The organism is Catellatospora sp. NPDC049133, from assembly GCF_040648455.1.
GTDB lineage: Bacteria > Actinomycetota > Actinomycetes > Mycobacteriales > Micromonosporaceae > Catellatospora > Catellatospora aurea.
The window spans coordinates 139,131-155,762 of the sequence record NZ_JBEZDT010000001.1; the positions used below are offsets into that span (position 1 = coordinate 139,131).

A 16,632-nucleotide genomic window follows, 5' to 3' on the forward strand; every position below is an offset into this window, starting at 1 on the left:
CACTGCCCGCCATGAGGCGCAGCCTCTCGCCTGAATCGAGACGACCCATGTGGACCCCGCAGGCCGGTTTCCAGCACTCGCAGTACGTCAAGATGCCCGCGGAACAGCGGCTGTTCCTGCAGCGGTGGATCGAGATGCTCTCCCCCGAGGTGAACTTCCGCTGGCGGCTGCGGCCCGTCTCGGACGGCCTGCTGCGCAGGGAACTGGCCGCCGTGGAGACCACCGGGACCGACAAGCGACGGCTGAACGGCAGCACCCTGTACGCGGCGCTGCTCGACGAGGAGTGGCGGGAGACACCCAAGGCCATGTTCCAGCGGCTGACCGCCGCGGAGGTGGCCGCCGATCCGGTACGCCGCGCCGAGCGCATGGCGCACGGCCTGATGCTCGCCGGCTACAGCCCGCAGACCCTGCACGGCGCGCACCGGGTCCTGCTCAACGGGCAGCGGTTCCAGGACCAGCTCGACGAGATGCAGAAGTGGCACGCCAAGCGGACCGCCGCCCGCACCTTCCGGCTGGCGGTGCCGGTCGCCCGGAGCGGCACGATGATCAAGAGTTTCGGCTGGGAGCAGCCGTACTTCGAGACGCTGGAACCGGCGTTCCGGGAACTCGTCGTCGCCGCCGAGACCGCCGGACACGCCCCGCGCAGCGCCCGCTACCTGCTCGTCGAGGTGACCGCGCACGACCCGACCGCCGCCGCGATGACGTTCCTGGAGCACTTCGACCGCTACCAGCTCCAGCTGCGCCCGCCGAACAAGCCGTTCGCCATCGGGCACCAGCTCGTCATCGTGCACGACGAGTACCCGGCCCCGAAGGGGCGGACCGTGCGCTTCCCGATGCCGCCGCGGTTCGCGTACGAGCAGCCCGAGCCCGTCGACGGCAAGACGGCCCAGCGCGTGATGGCCGCCGCCGAGCGCGACCCGGTCCTGCACACACTGCTGCTGCAGTATCTGCTGGCGCTGCGCGAGCTCGCGAAGGGCTCGGTGCGTGACGCCTTCCAGGCGCTGCTGCCGCTGCTCGACGTCGGCTTCGCGTGCGACGAGGGCCCCTGGGCGCAGCGCACGACGTTCGCGCGCACCATCGAGATCGCCGCCATACTCGTCGCCGCGCACACGCCCCGGGCCCACTTCGGCCACCTGCGGCGGTACCTGCGCCGACCGGTCCCGACCAACCCCAAGGCCACCCGCGGGCCGTGGACCACGGGCGGCGACAGCGCCGACCTCGCGCTGCTCACCGGGCCGGGGTGGGACGAGGTCGCGGCCGCGTACCGGTGGAACGGGCTGCTCGCGCAGCGCCGGGACGAGCTGCTGGACCTGCTCGCCGCGCCCGGGCCGACGGTCGCCCGGACCCGGCGCACGGCGCGCTGGGACATGGCGCGCGCGGTGCGGGCCCGGCACGCGTTCGCGCACCGCGGCGAGCCGATGACCGACGCGTACGGCCTCTCGGTCGCCCTGGAGGCGGCCTACCTGTGCCTGGTCGCCCGCTGCTCGGCGGTGGAACGGGGTATCAGCTTCGCGGACCTGGTGACCCGCCTGGATGCCGCCACCGGCGACGATCCGACCGCCCTGGACTGGCGACGGCTCGTCACCGAGGGCGAGTGGGCGCTGGCCCGGTGCGCCCGATGACCGTCACCGGCAGACCGCCAGGTCCAGGGGTTCGTCCGGTTCCTCGCCCCAGGACTCCACCAGCAGGTGACCGGGGCGTTCGACGGCCAGGACGTCGCGCAGCGTCGCCGTCAGGCGGGCGGTCATCGCGTCGACGTCCGCCGGGGTCGGGTGGCGCAGCGGCGGGCAGGTCCAGTTCGGATCGGTGGGCGGCTGCGGGGCGCGCCAGCCCAGGCCGAGCAGCGCGTCCTGCTGGGCGGTGGACAGGCGTTCGGCCTCGGGCCCGGCGGCGTGGTCGGCGACCACCTCGGCGTGCAGCACGCCGTACGAGGACGCGAGCTGCACGATGCGGGAGCCGTGGCGCAGCAGCACGACGCCGTCCAGGCCGCGCAGGTCGTCCCGCAGGCGCGCGGCGAAGTCGGCCCAGCCGCCCGGCGGGTAGCCACCCGCCTCGGCGGCCGCGGCCCACCTGCGGTCCGGCGGGCTCCAGGTCGCCGAGACCGTCCAGGAGGTACGGGTGACGACCACCGTGCCGTACGGCAGCCGCCACCGGCGCGACGGCACCGGGCCGCCGGTGGACCCGCCGACGGGCCCGAGGACGCCGACCGCCTCGGCGACCAGGTCGGCGAACGCCGCGTCCAGCTGCGCCTCGGTCCGCTCGGTGCGCTCGGGGACCCGTACGGTGAGCATGATGTCCACGTAGTGGACCTGGTCCCGGGCGGCGGCGACGCGGTGCTTCACCGTCGGCTCGGCCGGCGGCGACGCGAACGCCGTCCCGCCGTCGTACCGGCCGACGATGCGCCAGCCCAGCCGCTCGGCGAGGGCCGGCACCTCCGCGGCCGACCAGCCCCAGCGCCGGTCCCGCAGCACGGTGAACACGGTCGCGGGCGGCGGGTCGACGACGCGTCGGACGTGGTTCACGGGGCTCAGGCGGAGACGGCGCGTTCGGCCTGGCTGCGTTCCACGCAGAACTCGTTGCCCTCGGGATCGGCCATGAGGACGAAGCCGCGGCCATCGGGCTGGCGGTGATCGGCCACGATGGACGCCCCGATCCCGACCAGCCATTCGACCTCCTGGTCGCGGTTGCGGTCGGTCGGCTGAACGTCCAGGTGCATGCGGTTCTTGACCGCCTTGGCTTCCGGAACATTGATGAAGAGCAGCCCGGGGGACCCGTCGCCGGGGCCGATCCAGCAGTGGGTGTGCTCGGGCTCGTTGGGGTCGTCAGGGGCTTCCTGCCAGCCGGTGACCTGCGTCCACCAGAGCGACTGGGCATAGGCGTCGCGGGCGTCGACGGTCACGTTGTGAATCTTCACGGTCATACGCACTGTCTAGCCCACCGCCGCTTCGTGATCAAGTCACATACGGCAGCGAGACCACGCGCTGACGGTGACGATGTTGTCGTCGGTCGGCTCCACGTTGGTGTCCACGATGAACCGGATGGTGCCGGTGCGCGCCGCGACGATCCGGTAGTCCGGCCCGGCGTCCACCCCGGCCAGGTCGATGCGGAACCGGCTCGGCGAGTGCGACTGCCATCGCGTGTCCCCGATGTCGTAATAGGACGAGATAAGGGAGGGATTCAATCGGGTGTGCGGTCGCCCAGCCCGGCCAGCCGGGTCAGCGCGGCGAAGCCGTCGTCGGTGCCCGGCCAGTGCCGGCGGACCGCGGCCAGCCCCGCGCGGCGCACCGTCGAGCGCAGCACCAGCGCCACGATGATCGCGTCGTCGGCGTACCCGATGATCGGCAGGAAGTCCGGGATCAGGTCGAACGGGAGCGCCAGGTAGGCCATCAGCAGCGCCAGCCTGATGCGTACGCCCCGGGGCAGGGTGCGGTCGGCGGCCAGCCGCCGCAGCAACCGCAGCAGGTCCGGCAGCAGCCGCACCGCCTCGCCCAGCAGCGGGCCCTGGGGCCGCACCAGCAGCAGGCCCACGACCAGCGCGAGCCACGAGGCCAGCAACCCGACCCCGATGCCGATCAGCAGCTCCCGCACGGGGTGCCGTTCAGTGACCGACGAGGTCGGAGTCGACCGCCGCCCGCTCCCCCTGGTCGAGCCCCGAGATCCGGTCCAGCTCCGACTCGCTCAGCGCGAAGTCGAAGACGGCCAGGTTGTCGCGCATCCGCTGCGGATCGGCCGACTTCGGCACCGCGGTCAGGCCGAGCTGGAGGTGCCAGCGCAGCACGACCTGGGCCGGGCTGCGCCCGTGCGCGGCCGCGACCTCGGCGATCACCGGATCGGCCAGCAGCTCCCGGCCCTGGCCGAGCGGGCTCCACGACTGGGTGACGATGCCGTGCTCGGCGTGGTAGGCGCGCGGCAGCTTGCGGGCGATACGCGGGCTGAGCTGCACCTGGTTCACGTCGGGCAGCACCCCGGTCTCGGCGCGCAGCCGCTCCAGGTGGGCGGGCTTGAAGTTGGACACGCCCACGGCGCGCAGCCGACCCTCCTCCAGCAGCGCGACCATGCCCTTCCAGGCGTCGACGTACCGGTCCTGCTCGGGGTTCGGCCAGTGGATCAGCAGCAGGTCGACGTAGTCGACGCCGAGCCGCTCGGCGGACGCGTCGAACGCCCGGCGCACCAGGTCGCGGCCATGCCAGCGGGCGTTGAACTTGGTGGTGACGAACAGCTCCTCGCGGGGCAGGCCCGCGTCGCGCATGCCCTGGCCGACACCTCGCTCGTTGCCGTAGTTCTCCGCCGTGTCGAAGAGCCGGTAACCCGCCTCGATGGCCTGCACCACGCATCGAGCGGCCTGGGCGTCGTCCATCGGCCAGGTGCCCAGCCCGATGCGCGGCATCTCCGCGCCGTGGCCGAGCTTCACGGTCGTCTCGTTGCTCATACCGTCATCCTCGCGCGCTCGCGTCTCGCCGTCACGTCCCGCCGCACCCGGCCTGCTCCGGGACCCGCCCAGGGCCTGGTTCAGGCTCCCGTCGGCGAGGAATCCGACGCGGCGGCGGTCAAGGTCAGGGCGTTCTTGGCCGCGGCGCAGGCGGAGGAGGTGATGGGGCGCTTGCCGCGGATACGCGAGACCAGCGCGACGTTGTCCTCGTAGAGGTGCATCGAGTGGATGCGCCCGGCCGACACGCTCAGGTGGATGGCGACCGGCGAGGACAGCCGGCGGCCGGTCGGCTTGATCACGTGGATGAAGTGCCCGAGCACCACCGCGTCGGCACCGTCGACCAGCACCTTGTCCGCCTCGACCGAGCTCCGGCCGAGCTCGAACCGCGGCATGGTCAGGCGCAGGAAGTCGGCGGCGAGCCCTCGGCTGGCCATCCACGGCGCCGCCTCGGCCACCGCGACGAAGCACTCGACCTCTTCGGCGAACAGCTCCGCGATGCGGTCCGCGTCGCCCTCCACCAGCCTGGCCAGGTACTCCTCGACGACCGCGCGGGTGCCGGGCACCGCGGGGGCCTGGGGACGGCGCAGCGGGACGATCCCGGGCGACTGGCCGATGGAAAGGCCGGTCCAAGGTGCGGACGCGACAGCCTGGTCCTGGATCAACATGGTCGGAACGCTACCTGCGGTGCGACCCGGATCCCCAGGATCCGGGTTATCGGGTAGATCACCTGGCGGGCGCGGAATGAGATGGCCGGTCGTCGCGGTTGATCGCCACCGGCCGGGAGCAAAGGATCAGAGAGCCCGAATAATGATCAAACAGCCCATACGGTACGGACACCAAGCCGTCGACGTGGTCGGCCGCCGCAGAAATCGCGTTGACCCCCGCTCGCGCCCAGCCCGACCATGGAATCATGTTGGTCGATCACTTTCCGCTCACTGAGCTGCGGTTGCGCACCCCTCGCCTGGAGTTGCGGCTGCCCGACCCGGAGGAACTGGCCGCACTGGCCGACGTCGCCGCCGACGGCGTGCACGACCCGGCGTACATGCCGTTCCGGATCCGGTGGTCCGAGCTGCCGCCGGCCGAGCGGGCCCGGTCCGTGGTGCTGCACCACTGGAGCGTGCTCGGCCAGTGGACGCCGCGGGAGTGGCGGCTCCCGCTCACGGTCTTCCGCGACGGCGCGCCGGTCGGCGTGCAGCTGCTCAAGGCGGTCGACCTCGCGATCACCACCGAGTGCTCGACGGGGAGCTGGCTGGGCCGGAGGTATCACCGGCAGGGCATCGGCGCCGAGATGCGGGCCGCCGTCGCGCACCTGGCGTTCACCCACCTGGGCGCGACGGAGCTGGTCTCGTCGGCGTTCACCGACAACGCCGCATCGCTGGGGGTGTCGGCGAAGCTCGGATACACCGACGACGGCATCGAGCGGCACGAGGACCGCGGCCGCCTGCGGGTGATCCGCCGCCTGAGGCTGACCAGGCAGGTATGGCTGGAGCGGGCGCGCCTCGAAGTAACCGTCGAGGGTGTGGCGCGGTGCCTGGAGCTGATGGGGCTGAGCGGTTCGCGGCCTCCAATCACGATGGTCCACGGCCGACCGACTGATGTCTAACGTGACATTCGGGACGCGCACTCACGCGAATCGCTTGGTTCGGAAAAGACGGACGTAGACAATTGTCATCATGCGTGGTGACCGTCCGAGGTCGAACTGGGGTTGGTGAGCGCTGCGGGGCCGGTCGGCGAATGCGGTGATGTAGCGACATGTATTGTCGGTATGTGGTGCTTCGCCTGTTGCCAGCCCGCCTTGGGCGATCTTCGCACGGTGGGCCGGTCGTCGGGTGCAGGGGCCGGTGGGCGTGAAACGGTTCGAGCCGCAGGCTGGTTTCGTGGTGCAGGCGTACCGGTTCGCCCTCGACCCGAACGTCGGCCAGGAGCAGGCGCTGCGTTCGCATTGCGGCGCTGCTCGTGCCGCCTACAACTGGGCCGTGTCCTGGGTGACCGCCGCCTGGTGGCAGCGCAGGGCCGAGCAGTCCTACGGGATCCCCGACGAGCAGCTCACGCCGTGGCGGCCGACGTCGCTGCCTGCGCTGCGTAAGGCGTTCAACGAGGTCAAGCACACCGACCCGCGGTTCGCCGGCTGGTGGGCCGACAACAGCAAGGAGTCATACAGCACCGGCCTGGCCAACGCGGCGACGGCGTTCGACAACTACACCAAGTCCAAGCAGGGTGTGCGTGCCGGCCGTCGGATGGGCAGGCCGAGGCGTAAGTCCAAGCGTGGGGCCAGGTTGTCGTGCCGGTTCACGACCGGCACAATCCGGGTCGAGCTCGACCGCAGGCATGTCACACTGCCGAGGTTGGGCACGATCCGCACCCACGAGAACACCCGCAAACTCCAGCGCCGCCTCGCCGCAGGCACCGCCCGGATCCTGTCCGCGACCGTCACCCGCACACGCGGGCGCTGGTTCGTGTCGTTCCAGGTCGAGGTCATCCGCGACGCCCGCCCGGCGGCCCGGCAGGACACGGTCGTCGGGGTCGACCTCGGCGTCAAGCACCTGGCCGTGCTGGCCGACAACACCGGCAAGATCACCTACGTGCCCAACCCCGGTTACTACGACAATGCCCTGGCCAGGCTGCGCAGGCTGTCGCGGCGGGTCTCGCGCCGCCAGGGACCCGACCGGCGCACCGGCCGCACCCCGTCACGGCGGTGGGGTAAGGCCGACGCCGAACGCAACCGCGTCCACCACCGGGTCGCGAACCTGCGCACTGACGCCCTGCACCAGCTCACCACCAAGATCCGGGCTGACCATGCCACGGTGGTGGTCGAGGACCTGAACGTCGCCGGGATGCTGGCCAACCGGCGCCTGGCCCGCAAGGTCGCCGACGCTGGGTTCGGGCAGATCCGCCGGCAGATCGAATACAAGGGCCAGTGGGCCGGCGGCACCACGGTGAAGGCCGACCGCTGGTTCCCCTCGTCGAAGACCTGCTCGGACTGCGGTGCGGTGAAAACCAAGCTGCCGCTGCACGTCCGGGTGTTCAACTGCGAACAATGCCCCCTGGTCATGGACCGTGACGCCAACGCGGCCCGTAACCTCGCCGCCCTGGCGGAGGCGGCAGTCAAGACTGGTACCGGAGTGGCCGGAGACCAGGACGCGCAAGCGTCGAAACCCCGTGGAGCCGACCGTCAGACCCGCGCCACCGCCCGACCGCGCAAGCGGCCGCGTGGGCGGGCAGGTGGCGCAACCCCGCACCAGCGGACAGAAACGGGGATCCTCGCCGAACCGAAGCGGTCACGCTCCGGCGAGGTAGGAACCTTCCCGACCGAAAGGCCGGGATTGCCGATATCCGACTATGGAATCAGCAACGGAGCCCGCCTTCCTGATCCTCAACCTCACGGCGCTGGCGGCTGAGCCCAACACGGTTATGCCGTGATCGAGGACGTGCTCAACATTTTGGCGGGCAGGTCCGCCTACACACCGGCACCCTCTACTCCGTACTGGACCGCCTGCGCGAGGGCGGCCTGATCGAGGTCGACCGGGAGGAGGTCGTCGCATCCACGGCGCCACTACCGGCTCACCGGAGTCGGGCAGGAGCGCCTGGCAGCCGAGTCGGCGCGGCTGCGCCGCAACGCCGACGCGGCGGCCGCCCGGCTGGCCGGCTTCCCCCTACGCCCGGGAACGGGGGCGGCGTGAGCGACGCGAAGCTGGAACGCCGCTACGAGCAACTGCTCGCCCTGTTCCCGGCCGGGCACCGGCAGGAGTACGAGGACGAGATGATCGGCGTGCTCATGGCCGGGTCGAAGCCGCAGCAGCGCTTCCCCGGCCTGCGGGAGACGGCGAACCTAGTGCGCTGCGCGGTCTGGATGCGGCTGGGTGGGCGCGGCGCGGGTGCCGCCGACGCGCGCTAGGCCCCGGCCACCGCCGTCTTCGCGCTGTTCGCCTCGCTCATGGTGGTCACCTTCTACGCCGGCGTCCCTGCTTACGTGCTGTTCACTGTCAGGAAGGGCACCTGCTACAACGCGGAGCGTTGTAGCAGGTGCCCTTCCTTTCATCAGGTGGGTGAGCAGGTGAGGGTGGGGGCTCCGTTGGCGGAGCCGGTCCAGCTGCCGAGGAAGCCGAAGGTGGTGCTGGCTCCCGCGGACAGCGCGCTGTTGTGCGCGACGCTCTTGGCCGTGGCGGTGGATCCGCTGGTGGTGACCGTCGCGTTCCAGGCGTTGGTGATCTGCTGGCCGTTGGTCCAGGTCACCGTGACCGTCCACTTGGTGATCGCGGAGGAGCCCGCGGTCACCTTGACCTCACCTTGGAAGCCGCCGGGCCACTGGCCCGTCAGCGAGTACGTCGCCGAGCAGCCGCCGGGCGGCGGCGGGGGCGACGACGGGCTGGGCGAGACCGACGGGCTCGGCGACGGCGGGCGGCTCGGCGACGGGGACGCCGACGGCGAGGGCGGAGCCGACGGGGAGGCCGACTGGCTCGGCGTGACGCCGCCGAAGTTCACGTCGCTGCAGAAGTAGTACGACTGGTCCAGGTGGCTGGCCTGCCAGATGGTGTACACGATGTGCCTGCCCGAGCGGCCGTTGGCGCTGCCGCCGACCTGGATCGACACGCCGCCCGCGCTCTCCGGGGTCCACTGCGAGGCGGGGGTGTTGCCGATCTGGCCGACCAGTTCCAGGTTGCCCCAGCCCAGCGGTTGCGTGATCGGGTTGTACCCCTGCTTGGTCACGTACACCCGGATGTAGTCCGCGCCGTGGCTGGCCTGGTCGTACAGCTTGACGCTGAAGTTGGTGCCGATCGTCTGGGCCTTCCAGTCGCCGACGGTGTCCATCGCGTTGTAGCGGCCGCCCTGGGTGCGGCCGGCGCTGCACAGCTGGCCGTCCGGGATGGCGCCCTGGTGGTTGCCGGCGACGCCCTCACGGAACAGGCCGTTCCAGTTCCACATGGCCTGCGGGTCGGCCTGCCAGGCCTGCCAGCACATGGGGTCCTGGGTGGCCATCGCCGGGTTCTGGAAATCGCTGCCCCAGCGCTGCCAGCACCCGTAGTTGCGCGAGGCCGGGCTGACGATGCTGCCGTGCGCGTCGGCGATCTTCGCCAGCGCCGTGGTGAGCAGCAGGACCGAGGCGACGGCCACGATCAGCGCGTAGAGTGCGGCCCGCCGCCGAGCGGCGAGTGTGGTGGACATGGGAGCTCCTTCGTACGGAGTGCCATGCACGCGGCGGCGGGAACGAGGGAGCCCGGGGCCGTCGTTTCGCCCGCGAACGCACGCATGGTCGGACTTCGACTTCAGCCGCGGAAGGCTGCCCCACTTCCGCGCTGCTACGTGGCTCCCGTAGCGGTCGAATCAGACCTTACGCACTACCTTGAATATGTCAATTTATCACTCTGCGTGCGGGTCGCGCCGCCACCCGGTGACCATCGGGCCGCCGCCCCGGCAGCGTGGCGGTTCAGCGGAATTCATCGCCCGAGGACTATGCTCCACCCGCTCGGACGCAGACAGGAGAACCGCCATGATCACTCAGCGTACGGCCGACGGCGCGCCCGCGGAGCAGGCCCCGCAACGCCGCCCCTGGCTCATCCTGTCCGTACTGTGCCTGGGCTTCTTCATGATCCTTCTGGACACGACGATCGTGAACATCGCGATCCCGGACCTCATCGACGACCTCGGCGCGACCCTGAACCAGATCCTGTGGATCCTCAACGCCTACATCCTGGTGTACGCCGTGCTGCTGATCACCGCTGGCCGGCTCGGCGACATCCACGGACCCAAGCGCCTGTTCATGATCGGCCTCGCGATCTTCACCGTCGCCTCGATCGCGTGCGGCTTCGCTCAGGACCCGGCTCAGCTGGTCGTGTTCCGCATTCTGCAGGGACTCGGCGGGGCGCTGCTCACCCCGCAGACGCTCGCCGTGATCACCACCATCTTCCCCGCCGAACGGCGCGGGGCGGCGTTCGGCGTCTGGGGCGGCGTGGCCGGGCTGGCCACGGTCGCCGGGCCGACGCTGGGCGGCTGGCTGGTCTCCGAGTGGGGCTGGCGCTGGATCTTCTTCGTCAACGTGCCGGTCGGCGTGATCGCCCTCGCCATGGCCGCGGTCATCATGCCCGACCTGCGCTTCAACCGCCGCCACCGGCTCGACCTGCCCGGCACCGCACTGGGCACCGCGGGCCTGTTCCTGATCTGCTACGGCCTCATCGAGGGTCAGTCGCACGACTGGGGACGGGTGTGGGGCCCGATCACCGTGCCGATGGTCATCGTGGCCGGGCTGCTCGTCCTGGCCGGGTTCGTCTGGCAGTCGCACGCCCAGCGCGACCGGGAGCCGCTGATCCCGCTGCGCCTGTTCGCCGACCGCAACTTCTCCGTGATGAACGCCGTGGTCGCCGCGGTCTCCTTCGGCATGCTCGGGCTGTTCCTGCCGCTGACCATCTACCTGCAGTCCGTGCTCGGGCTCACCGCCCTGCAGGCCGGGCTCACCACCGCGCCCATGTCCCTGATCTCCATGTTCGTCGCGCCCGTCGCGGGCCGCCTCGCCGACCGCCAGGGCAAATACGTCCTGCTGGCCGGCATGACCCTGTGGACGGCGGGCCTCACCTGGGTCGTGATCGCCGCACAGGCCGGCTCGGACCGCGGCGACCTGTTGCCCGGCCTGCTCGTCGCGGGCCTCGGCCTCGGCGGCGTCTTCGCCCCGCTGCAGACCATCGCGATGCGCGACATCGAACCGCGCCTGGCCGGCGCGGCATCCGGCGTCTTCAACACCACCCGCCAGCTCGGCGCGGTCATCGGCGCGGCGGCGGTCGGCGCGCTGCTGCAGGCCCGGCTCGCGGTCGACCTGGCCGCGCAGGCCCGGACCAGTGCCGCCACGCTTCCCGAGCCGTTCCGGGAGCGCTTCGTCGCCGCGTTCGACGAGGCGGGATCGCGTGGTATGGAGGTCGGCGCGGGCCAGAGCGGAGCGCACCTGCCCGCGGGCGCCCCGCCGGAGATCGCGCAGCTCGCGCTGACCACGTTCCACGAGGGCTTCACGGCGGCGATGAAGTCGACCATGACGCTGCCACTGATCGTGCTGGGCGTCGCGGCACTGTCCGTGCTGCTGGTCCGGCGGAGCAGGGTCTCCGCCGCCCTCCCCGGCGAGCAGCGCGCGGGCGGCGGCGCGAGCACCGAGGAGCAGAGCGTGGGCGTGCAGGGCTGACCCGGCCGGCACGACGTCGAGGGCTGAGCGACGTCACCCGGCGGCTCGGGCCGTCAGCGGCCCGCGTTGCGGGGGTGGTTGCGCGCGGTGCGCTCGTTGCCACGCCGGTAGTTGCCGGTCCAGCGGGCCATGACCTCCTGCGGGTCACCGGCCTTCACCTCGTCCAGGAAACGCTTGGCGCGCTCGCCGCGCAGCAGGGTCACGACGGCACGGTGGTGGGACACGGCGACGGTCCCGTCGGCGCGTACGGCGAAGTCGAATCCATGGGGCGCGGGCACGCGCCCGATCGTGCCACCGCCCCACCCCGCCCGCACCCGCATTTCCGCAGCCCCACGCGATAGGAGCGAAGGAAGGGCACCTTCACCACGCTATGCGTTGTAGAAGGTGCCCTTCCTGTCGTTTTGTCAGGCGGCTTCGACGGCGGCGCGGACATCGGCGGCGGAGGCGGGGGTGCCCCGCTCGTCGTCGAAGGAGCCGTAGGGGGTTCCGTAGGCGGCGGCGCCAGGCTGGTATTTGCGGCCGGCGGACAGGGGGCCGGCGTCGACGGTGTCGTAGCCGATCGCGTCGAGGAACGCCGCGACGGCGGCCTTGGCAGCCGGGTCGTCGGCGGCGATGGGCAGGGCGGAGCGGTCGGGCGCGCCGGCCGGTCGAGCCAGGGAGCCCAGGTGCTTGTAGAAGATGTTGTTGAACACCTTCACCACGTGCGCGCCGGCCAGGTGGCGTTGCAGCAGCTCACTGCTGGTGGCGCTGCCGTCGTCGAGGACCTCGATCTGCCCGTCGCGCTCGGGGTAGTAGTTGTTGGTGTCCATCACGACCTTGCCGGTGAGCGGCTCCGGCGGCACGCTGTCGTAGGCGTGCAGCGGCACGCTGACCAGCACCAGGTCACCCGCCGCGGCGGCCTGGGCGACGGTGCCCGCGCGGGCCCGCGGACCCAGCTCGGCGGCGAGGTCGGCCAGCGTCTCCGGGCCCCGCGAATTGCTCAGCACCACGTCGTACCCGGCGGCCACGGCCAACCGGGCCACGGTCCCGCCGATGTATCCGCTGCCGATGCACCCGATCGTCGTCATCGTCCACTGCCTTCCCCGTCGCCCGGCATGATCGCCGGCACCACGGTGGTCAACGGCGCACCGGCGCCGACGGTTCCGGGGCGAATCGGGTGGACCGTGCCGCGCCCGCGCTCGTAGGGTCACGGCATGACCAGCGTGCGCGAGGCGACCGGGCCGGAGACCGAGCGGTGGCGGGCCGGATGGGTGACGCGGCTGCGGGAGCGGTACGCCCGCTGCTACACCGACCCGGCGGCGGTCGAGCGGGAGGTCGAGCGCAACCTCGCCAACCAGCGCGACGACCCGGGCGGGCGGGTGTACGCGGTCGAGGTCGGCGGCACGGCGACCGGGTTGCTCGCCCTCGGCGGATCACGGCCGCGCCGCCCCGAGCAGCGCAGCCTGCACGACCTGTGGCTCGCGCCGGAGCACCGCGGCCACGGCCTGGGCCGAGAGCTGGTGGCGTGGGCCCGCGAGCGGGCCGCAGCGGACGGCGGCACCCGCCTGGGCGTCACCGTCGTGCCCGGTGACCCGGTGACGGACGCGCTTTTCGGCGCGTACCCCCTGCGGGCGCAGCAGATGGTCAAGACGGTGCCCGCCAGGGTGTCCCTGCCGGACGGCGTCGCGGGCCGGGAGATGACGCCCGTCGACTTCGATCAGTGGCTGGAGCAGGCGATCCGGATGTACGCCGAGGAGATGACCGCCTCCGGCAGCCGCTCCCCCGCCGACGCGCTGGCCGCGTCCGTCGCCGAGCACTCCGAGCTGCTCCCGGAGGGCCTGCGCAGCCCCGGGCACGCCTTCTGGTGCGTGACCGCCGGCGACGAGGTCGTCGGCACGATCTGGCTGCGCCACGGCTTCCTGCCCGGTCTGAGCTTCGTGTTCGGCGTCGACGTGGACCCGGCGCACCGGGGCCGCGGCTACGGCCGCGCGGCGATGCTGGCCGGCGAGCACGCGACGGCGGCGGCCGGTGACGCCCAGCTCGGGCTGAACGTGTTCGGCCACAACACGGTCGCCCGGCGCCTCTACGACTCGCTCGGTTACCAGGTCGTCGAACAGAACCGCGCCGACGACCTGTAACCGGCGGCATTCACTCTCAGTCAGGTTCCGACACATTCATTGAGATCGTTAGATCCACATGTTTGCATGTATCGAGTTACCGTCCCGTCACGGAAAGGTATCGAACATGCCAAGACCGACTCGCGTGCTCTCCACCCTGGTGGGGATCGTCGCCATGCTCGGCACACTGCTGGTCGCCGGCACGCCCGCGCAGGCTGCCGTGCCGAACCGGTTCGGGTTCGTGCTCTGGAACGGCGCGGCCGTGGTGGCTGGAGGAACCACCCCTGCCGCGACCACCGTCGCACCGCTGGGCGTCGGGCTCTACCAGGTCACGTTCCCCGGCCAGGCAGCCCCCGGCGGCGTCGTGCACGTCACCGCGATCACCAACGGGCCGCGCTGGTGCCAGGCCGAGACCTGGTTCCCGTCCGGCGTCAACGAGATCGCCATCATCCGCTGCTACCGGGTCGGCGGGGTGCCCGACAACAGCGGCTTCAGCGCGTTCTTCACCATGGCCTCCGGCGTCGGCGCGTCCGGGCCCTACGGCTACGTGGACACCCAGCCCACCGGCGTGATCATCAGCCAGTACAACGCGGCCGGCGCGGCCAACCTGGTCACCCCGCTGGGCGTGGGCCAGTGGAGCGTCAAGTTCCCGAACATCGGCTCCGGCGGGCCGATCGACGGCAGCGCGCAGGTGACGGCCGTGGCATCCGTGGGCACCCGTTGCAAGATCCGCAACTGGACCTCGATCCCGGCCCAGCAAGAGGTCATCGTGTTCTGCTTCAACTCGGCAGGAGCGCTGGTCAACAGCCGCTTCACGGTGTCGTACCAGCAGAAGGCTTCGCTGTACGGCGCGGGCTTCCCGCCGCAGTACTTCGGCTACCTGTGGAACGCGCCGCCGGTCGGCCCGGCGTTCACCAACTTCAACTCGGTGCTCGGGTACGGCGCCAACACGCTGATCTCGGCAGGCCCCGGCCTGTCCCTGGTCACCTTCCGGCAGATCGGCTTCGCGCCGCTCACCGTGCAGGTCACCGCGGCCGGGTCGAACTCGAACTTCTGCGGCCTGAACTTCCCGTGGACGATCTCGGGCGTCGACCTGTACGTCCGTGACGTCAGCTGCTACACCAACGCGGGCGCGGCCGTGAACACCGGCTTCACCGTCAGCGCCAGCTCGCGCCTCTAGCGGGCGCACACGGCCACGCCCGGCTCCCTACCGGGCGTGGCCTTCCCGGGCGGTCAGGCGGCGCAGGGCGCGGCCCAGGAGGCGGGCATACGTGTGCTGGAAGCCGACCACCACCGGGCCGGCCGCCTTGGTGTACCAGCGGGCGGGGCGGCTGAACGCGATCACCGAGAACCACACCGACCCGTCGGCCACCTCGACGAGGAAGGCCTCTTCGCCGGACTCGGGGTGGCCGGCGAGCGTGCCGTAGGCGAACCCGGCGCGCCGCGGGCCGTCCTCGACCCATACCACCTCGCAGGGTGCGGCGATGCGCAGCGAGCCGACGCCCAGGCCCGAGGTCACCGCGAGCCCTTCGACCGCGCGCGCACCGTCGGCGGTGATCCGCACCCCGATCGCGCGCTGCGGCGCGAACGTCAGCACCGCCTCCGCCGCGGCCGCCAGCACCGATGCGTCACCGATGCGGGTGCGGTAGCGCAGATGGTGGTAGCCGCGTGGCAGGACCTCGGCACGCGTCGCGCCGATCTCCGCGTAACTGAACCCGCTCATCGCAGCACGTCCCCCGCATGTCGGCGTTAAGAAGGGCACCTTCCTCTACGGATAACGATAAGAAGGTGCCCTTCCTTCGCCTAGGTGCGGTAGACGGTGGTGGCGTCGGAGGTGACGCGGGTTTCGCGGAGGGGGGCGTTGGCGGGGCCGCCGGCGACGGAGCCGTCGGTGGCCCGGAAGCGGCTGCCGTGGCAGCCGCACTCGATGATGCCGTTGTCGACGCCGGTGACGGTGCAGCCCTGGTGGGTGCAGACGGCGGAGAACGCCTTGAACACGCCCGCCTGCGGCTGGGTGACGACGAGGCGCTCGCCTTCGAGGATCACGCCGCCGCCGACCGGCACCTTGGCGGTCTCGACCAGTGGTTTGCCCGCCGGCTTGGCGGGAGTCGGGCCGGCGGGGGCTGATGCGGCCGGGTCGCCGGGGCCGGTCGTGCCCGGGGCCGGCTCGGCGGGACCGGTCGCGGCGGGACCCGCGTCGGCGGGTTGCGGTTCCGGCTGGGTGCTCTGGCCGTACGCCTGGCAGCCCGTCAGCAGTGCGGCCGCCCCGGCCACGCCCGCCAGCACGGCCCGCCGGGTGGCGCAGCCGGCCGCGCAGCCGCCGGTGCTCGTGTGGTCGTGCATCGCGTTCTTCCGGGTCATCAGAAACGCACCCCGATCGTGGTGAAGTACCAGAAGGACGACGTGAGCCACAGGCCGATGAGGAGGGTGAAGACCGCGCCGCCCAGCAGCGGCAGGGTCCAGCCGGGCAGGCCGCGTTTGGGCAGGCTCAGCATCTTGACCGTGAACGCGCCGAAGAAGAAGCAGCCCAGCAGCGAATGGGCCAGGGTGCGGGTGTCATAGGTGGCGAAACCCAGGGCGTACAGGCAGTGCACGGCCACGGGCACGGTCAGCAGGAACGCGATCCGGCCCGACCAGCGGTGCAGCGGCCCGATCCAGGACGGCGTGTTCGCCCCGAACTTGCCCCACATCGCGAACGCGCTGACCAGCTGCACCAGCGCGAGCAGCGCCGCCCCGCTGGCCAGCCACACCTTCACGGTCTGCGGGCCGGAGAACCCGGCCACGTTCACCGAGATCCCGGTCGGCGTGTGCACGCTGCCGTACACGCCCAGCGTCACGGTCACGATCGCACCGAGCAGCAGCGGCACGTACAGTCCGGCCGCCGAGACCCTGGCACGCCTGGTGGTCTCGTCGCTCATGCCTTCTTCCTTCCTGCGGCGAATGGT

Annotated in this window: 19 protein-coding genes and 1 pseudogene; 8 read left to right on the forward strand and 12 right to left on the reverse strand. The window is 71.7% G+C overall.

The window, feature by feature from the left end:
- Positions 1–47 precede the first annotated feature (47 nt).
- On the forward strand, positions 48–1,622 hold the full coding sequence (locus tag AB0B35_RS00645) for a hypothetical protein (RefSeq protein WP_361038965.1): 1,575 nt from the start codon (positions 48–50) through the stop codon (positions 1,620–1,622).
- A gap of 3 nt (positions 1,623–1,625) precedes the next feature.
- Here the strand turns inward: AB0B35_RS00645 and AB0B35_RS00650 are convergent, their stop codons facing one another.
- From AB0B35_RS00650 to AB0B35_RS00675, 6 genes are all read right to left on the reverse strand, one after another.
- Positions 1,626–2,522 carry a DUF6301 family protein gene (locus AB0B35_RS00650; RefSeq protein WP_361038968.1) on the reverse strand — a complete coding sequence of 299 codons (897 nt, stop codon included), beginning with the start codon at positions 2,520–2,522 and terminating at the stop codon, positions 1,626–1,628.
- A 5-nt stretch (positions 2,523–2,527) separates the two neighbouring features.
- Entirely contained in the window at positions 2,528–2,920 is a 393-nt protein-coding gene (locus tag AB0B35_RS00655) for a VOC family protein (protein WP_361038971.1), read from the reverse strand.
- Positions 2,921–2,956: 36 nt separating this feature from the next.
- Positions 2,957–3,181 (reverse strand): hypothetical protein, encoded by a 225-nt coding sequence (locus AB0B35_RS00660; protein WP_361038973.1) that lies wholly within the window; start codon positions 3,179–3,181, stop codon positions 2,957–2,959.
- Positions 3,178–3,588 (reverse strand): YkvA family protein, encoded by a 411-nt coding sequence (locus AB0B35_RS00665; RefSeq protein WP_361038975.1) that lies wholly within the window; start codon positions 3,586–3,588, stop codon positions 3,178–3,180. Before AB0B35_RS00665 ends, AB0B35_RS00660 begins: the two co-directional genes overlap by 4 nt.
- 10 nt (positions 3,589–3,598) lie before the next feature.
- Entirely contained in the window at positions 3,599–4,429 is an 831-nt protein-coding gene (locus AB0B35_RS00670) for an aldo/keto reductase (RefSeq protein WP_361038978.1), read from the reverse strand.
- 80 nt (positions 4,430–4,509) lie between these two features.
- Positions 4,510–5,094 (reverse strand): nuclear transport factor 2 family protein, encoded by a 585-nt coding sequence (locus AB0B35_RS00675; RefSeq protein ID WP_361038980.1) that lies wholly within the window; start codon positions 5,092–5,094, stop codon positions 4,510–4,512.
- Between the two features lie 245 nt (positions 5,095–5,339).
- Between AB0B35_RS00675 and AB0B35_RS00680 the strand changes: the two genes are divergently transcribed.
- The 4 genes and pseudogenes from AB0B35_RS00680 (at position 5,340) to AB0B35_RS00695 (ending at position 8,324) form a co-directional block, all read left to right on the forward strand.
- Positions 5,340–6,032 carry a GNAT family N-acetyltransferase gene (locus AB0B35_RS00680; RefSeq protein ID WP_361038983.1) on the forward strand — a complete coding sequence of 231 codons (693 nt, stop codon included), beginning with the start codon at positions 5,340–5,342 and terminating at the stop codon, positions 6,030–6,032.
- Between the two features lie 244 nt (positions 6,033–6,276).
- Positions 6,277–7,827 (forward strand): IS607 family element RNA-guided endonuclease TnpB, encoded by a 1,551-nt coding sequence (tnpB, locus tag AB0B35_RS00685; protein WP_361038985.1) that lies wholly within the window; start codon positions 6,277–6,279, stop codon positions 7,825–7,827.
- Positions 7,769–8,109, forward strand: a pseudogene (locus tag AB0B35_RS00690) (helix-turn-helix transcriptional regulator). Before tnpB ends, AB0B35_RS00690 begins: the two are co-directional and overlap by 59 nt.
- A complete protein-coding gene (locus AB0B35_RS00695) occupies positions 8,106–8,324 on the forward strand; it encodes a hypothetical protein (RefSeq protein ID WP_361038987.1) in 219 nt (72 codons plus the stop codon). The pseudogene AB0B35_RS00690 and the gene AB0B35_RS00695 overlap by 4 nt, the downstream one beginning before the upstream one ends.
- A 143-nt stretch (positions 8,325–8,467) precedes the next feature.
- Here AB0B35_RS00695 and AB0B35_RS00700 read toward each other — a convergent pair whose 3' ends face one another.
- The gene (locus AB0B35_RS00700) at positions 8,468–9,592 is read right to left on the reverse strand and encodes a lytic polysaccharide monooxygenase (RefSeq protein WP_361038990.1); all 1,125 of its coding nucleotides are present in this window, start codon (positions 9,590–9,592) and stop codon (positions 8,468–8,470) included.
- A gap of 325 nt (positions 9,593–9,917) precedes the next feature.
- Between AB0B35_RS00700 and AB0B35_RS00705 the strand changes: the two genes are divergently transcribed.
- Positions 9,918–11,591 (forward strand): DHA2 family efflux MFS transporter permease subunit, encoded by a 1,674-nt coding sequence (locus tag AB0B35_RS00705; protein WP_361038993.1) that lies wholly within the window; start codon positions 9,918–9,920, stop codon positions 11,589–11,591.
- Positions 11,592–11,644: 53 nt separating this feature from the next.
- Here the strand turns inward: AB0B35_RS00705 and AB0B35_RS00710 are convergent, their stop codons facing one another.
- Positions 11,645–11,869: a hypothetical protein gene (locus tag AB0B35_RS00710; protein ID WP_361038996.1), complete on the reverse strand. Its 225-nt coding sequence runs from the start codon at positions 11,867–11,869 to the stop codon at positions 11,645–11,647.
- A gap of 126 nt (positions 11,870–11,995) precedes the next feature.
- Positions 11,996–12,658, reverse strand: a complete 663-nt coding sequence (locus tag AB0B35_RS00715; RefSeq protein ID WP_361038999.1) for an NAD(P)-binding domain-containing protein — start codon at positions 12,656–12,658, stop codon at positions 11,996–11,998.
- A gap of 126 nt (positions 12,659–12,784) precedes the next feature.
- Between AB0B35_RS00715 and AB0B35_RS00720 the strand changes: the two genes are divergently transcribed.
- Positions 12,785–13,708, forward strand: coding sequence for a GNAT family N-acetyltransferase (locus tag AB0B35_RS00720; protein WP_361039002.1), 924 nt, complete (start codon positions 12,785–12,787; stop codon positions 13,706–13,708).
- Between the two features lie 106 nt (positions 13,709–13,814).
- A complete protein-coding gene (locus AB0B35_RS00725) occupies positions 13,815–14,867 on the forward strand; it encodes a hypothetical protein (protein WP_360530434.1) in 1,053 nt (350 codons plus the stop codon).
- Positions 14,868–14,894: 27 nt separating this feature from the next.
- Here the strand turns inward: AB0B35_RS00725 and AB0B35_RS00730 are convergent, their stop codons facing one another.
- The 3 genes from AB0B35_RS00730 to AB0B35_RS00740 form a co-directional block, all read right to left on the reverse strand.
- Positions 14,895–15,410, reverse strand: coding sequence for a DUF1990 domain-containing protein (locus tag AB0B35_RS00730; RefSeq protein WP_361039004.1), 516 nt, complete (start codon positions 15,408–15,410; stop codon positions 14,895–14,897).
- 80 nt (positions 15,411–15,490) lie between these two features.
- On the reverse strand, positions 15,491–16,048 hold the full coding sequence (locus AB0B35_RS00735; protein WP_361039006.1) for a Rieske 2Fe-2S domain-containing protein: 558 nt from the start codon (positions 16,046–16,048) through the stop codon (positions 15,491–15,493).
- On the reverse strand, positions 16,048–16,605 hold the full coding sequence (locus AB0B35_RS00740) for a DUF6529 family protein (RefSeq protein WP_361039008.1): 558 nt from the start codon (positions 16,603–16,605) through the stop codon (positions 16,048–16,050). The genes AB0B35_RS00735 and AB0B35_RS00740 overlap by 1 nt, the downstream gene beginning before the upstream one ends.
- Positions 16,606–16,632 lie beyond the last annotated feature (27 nt).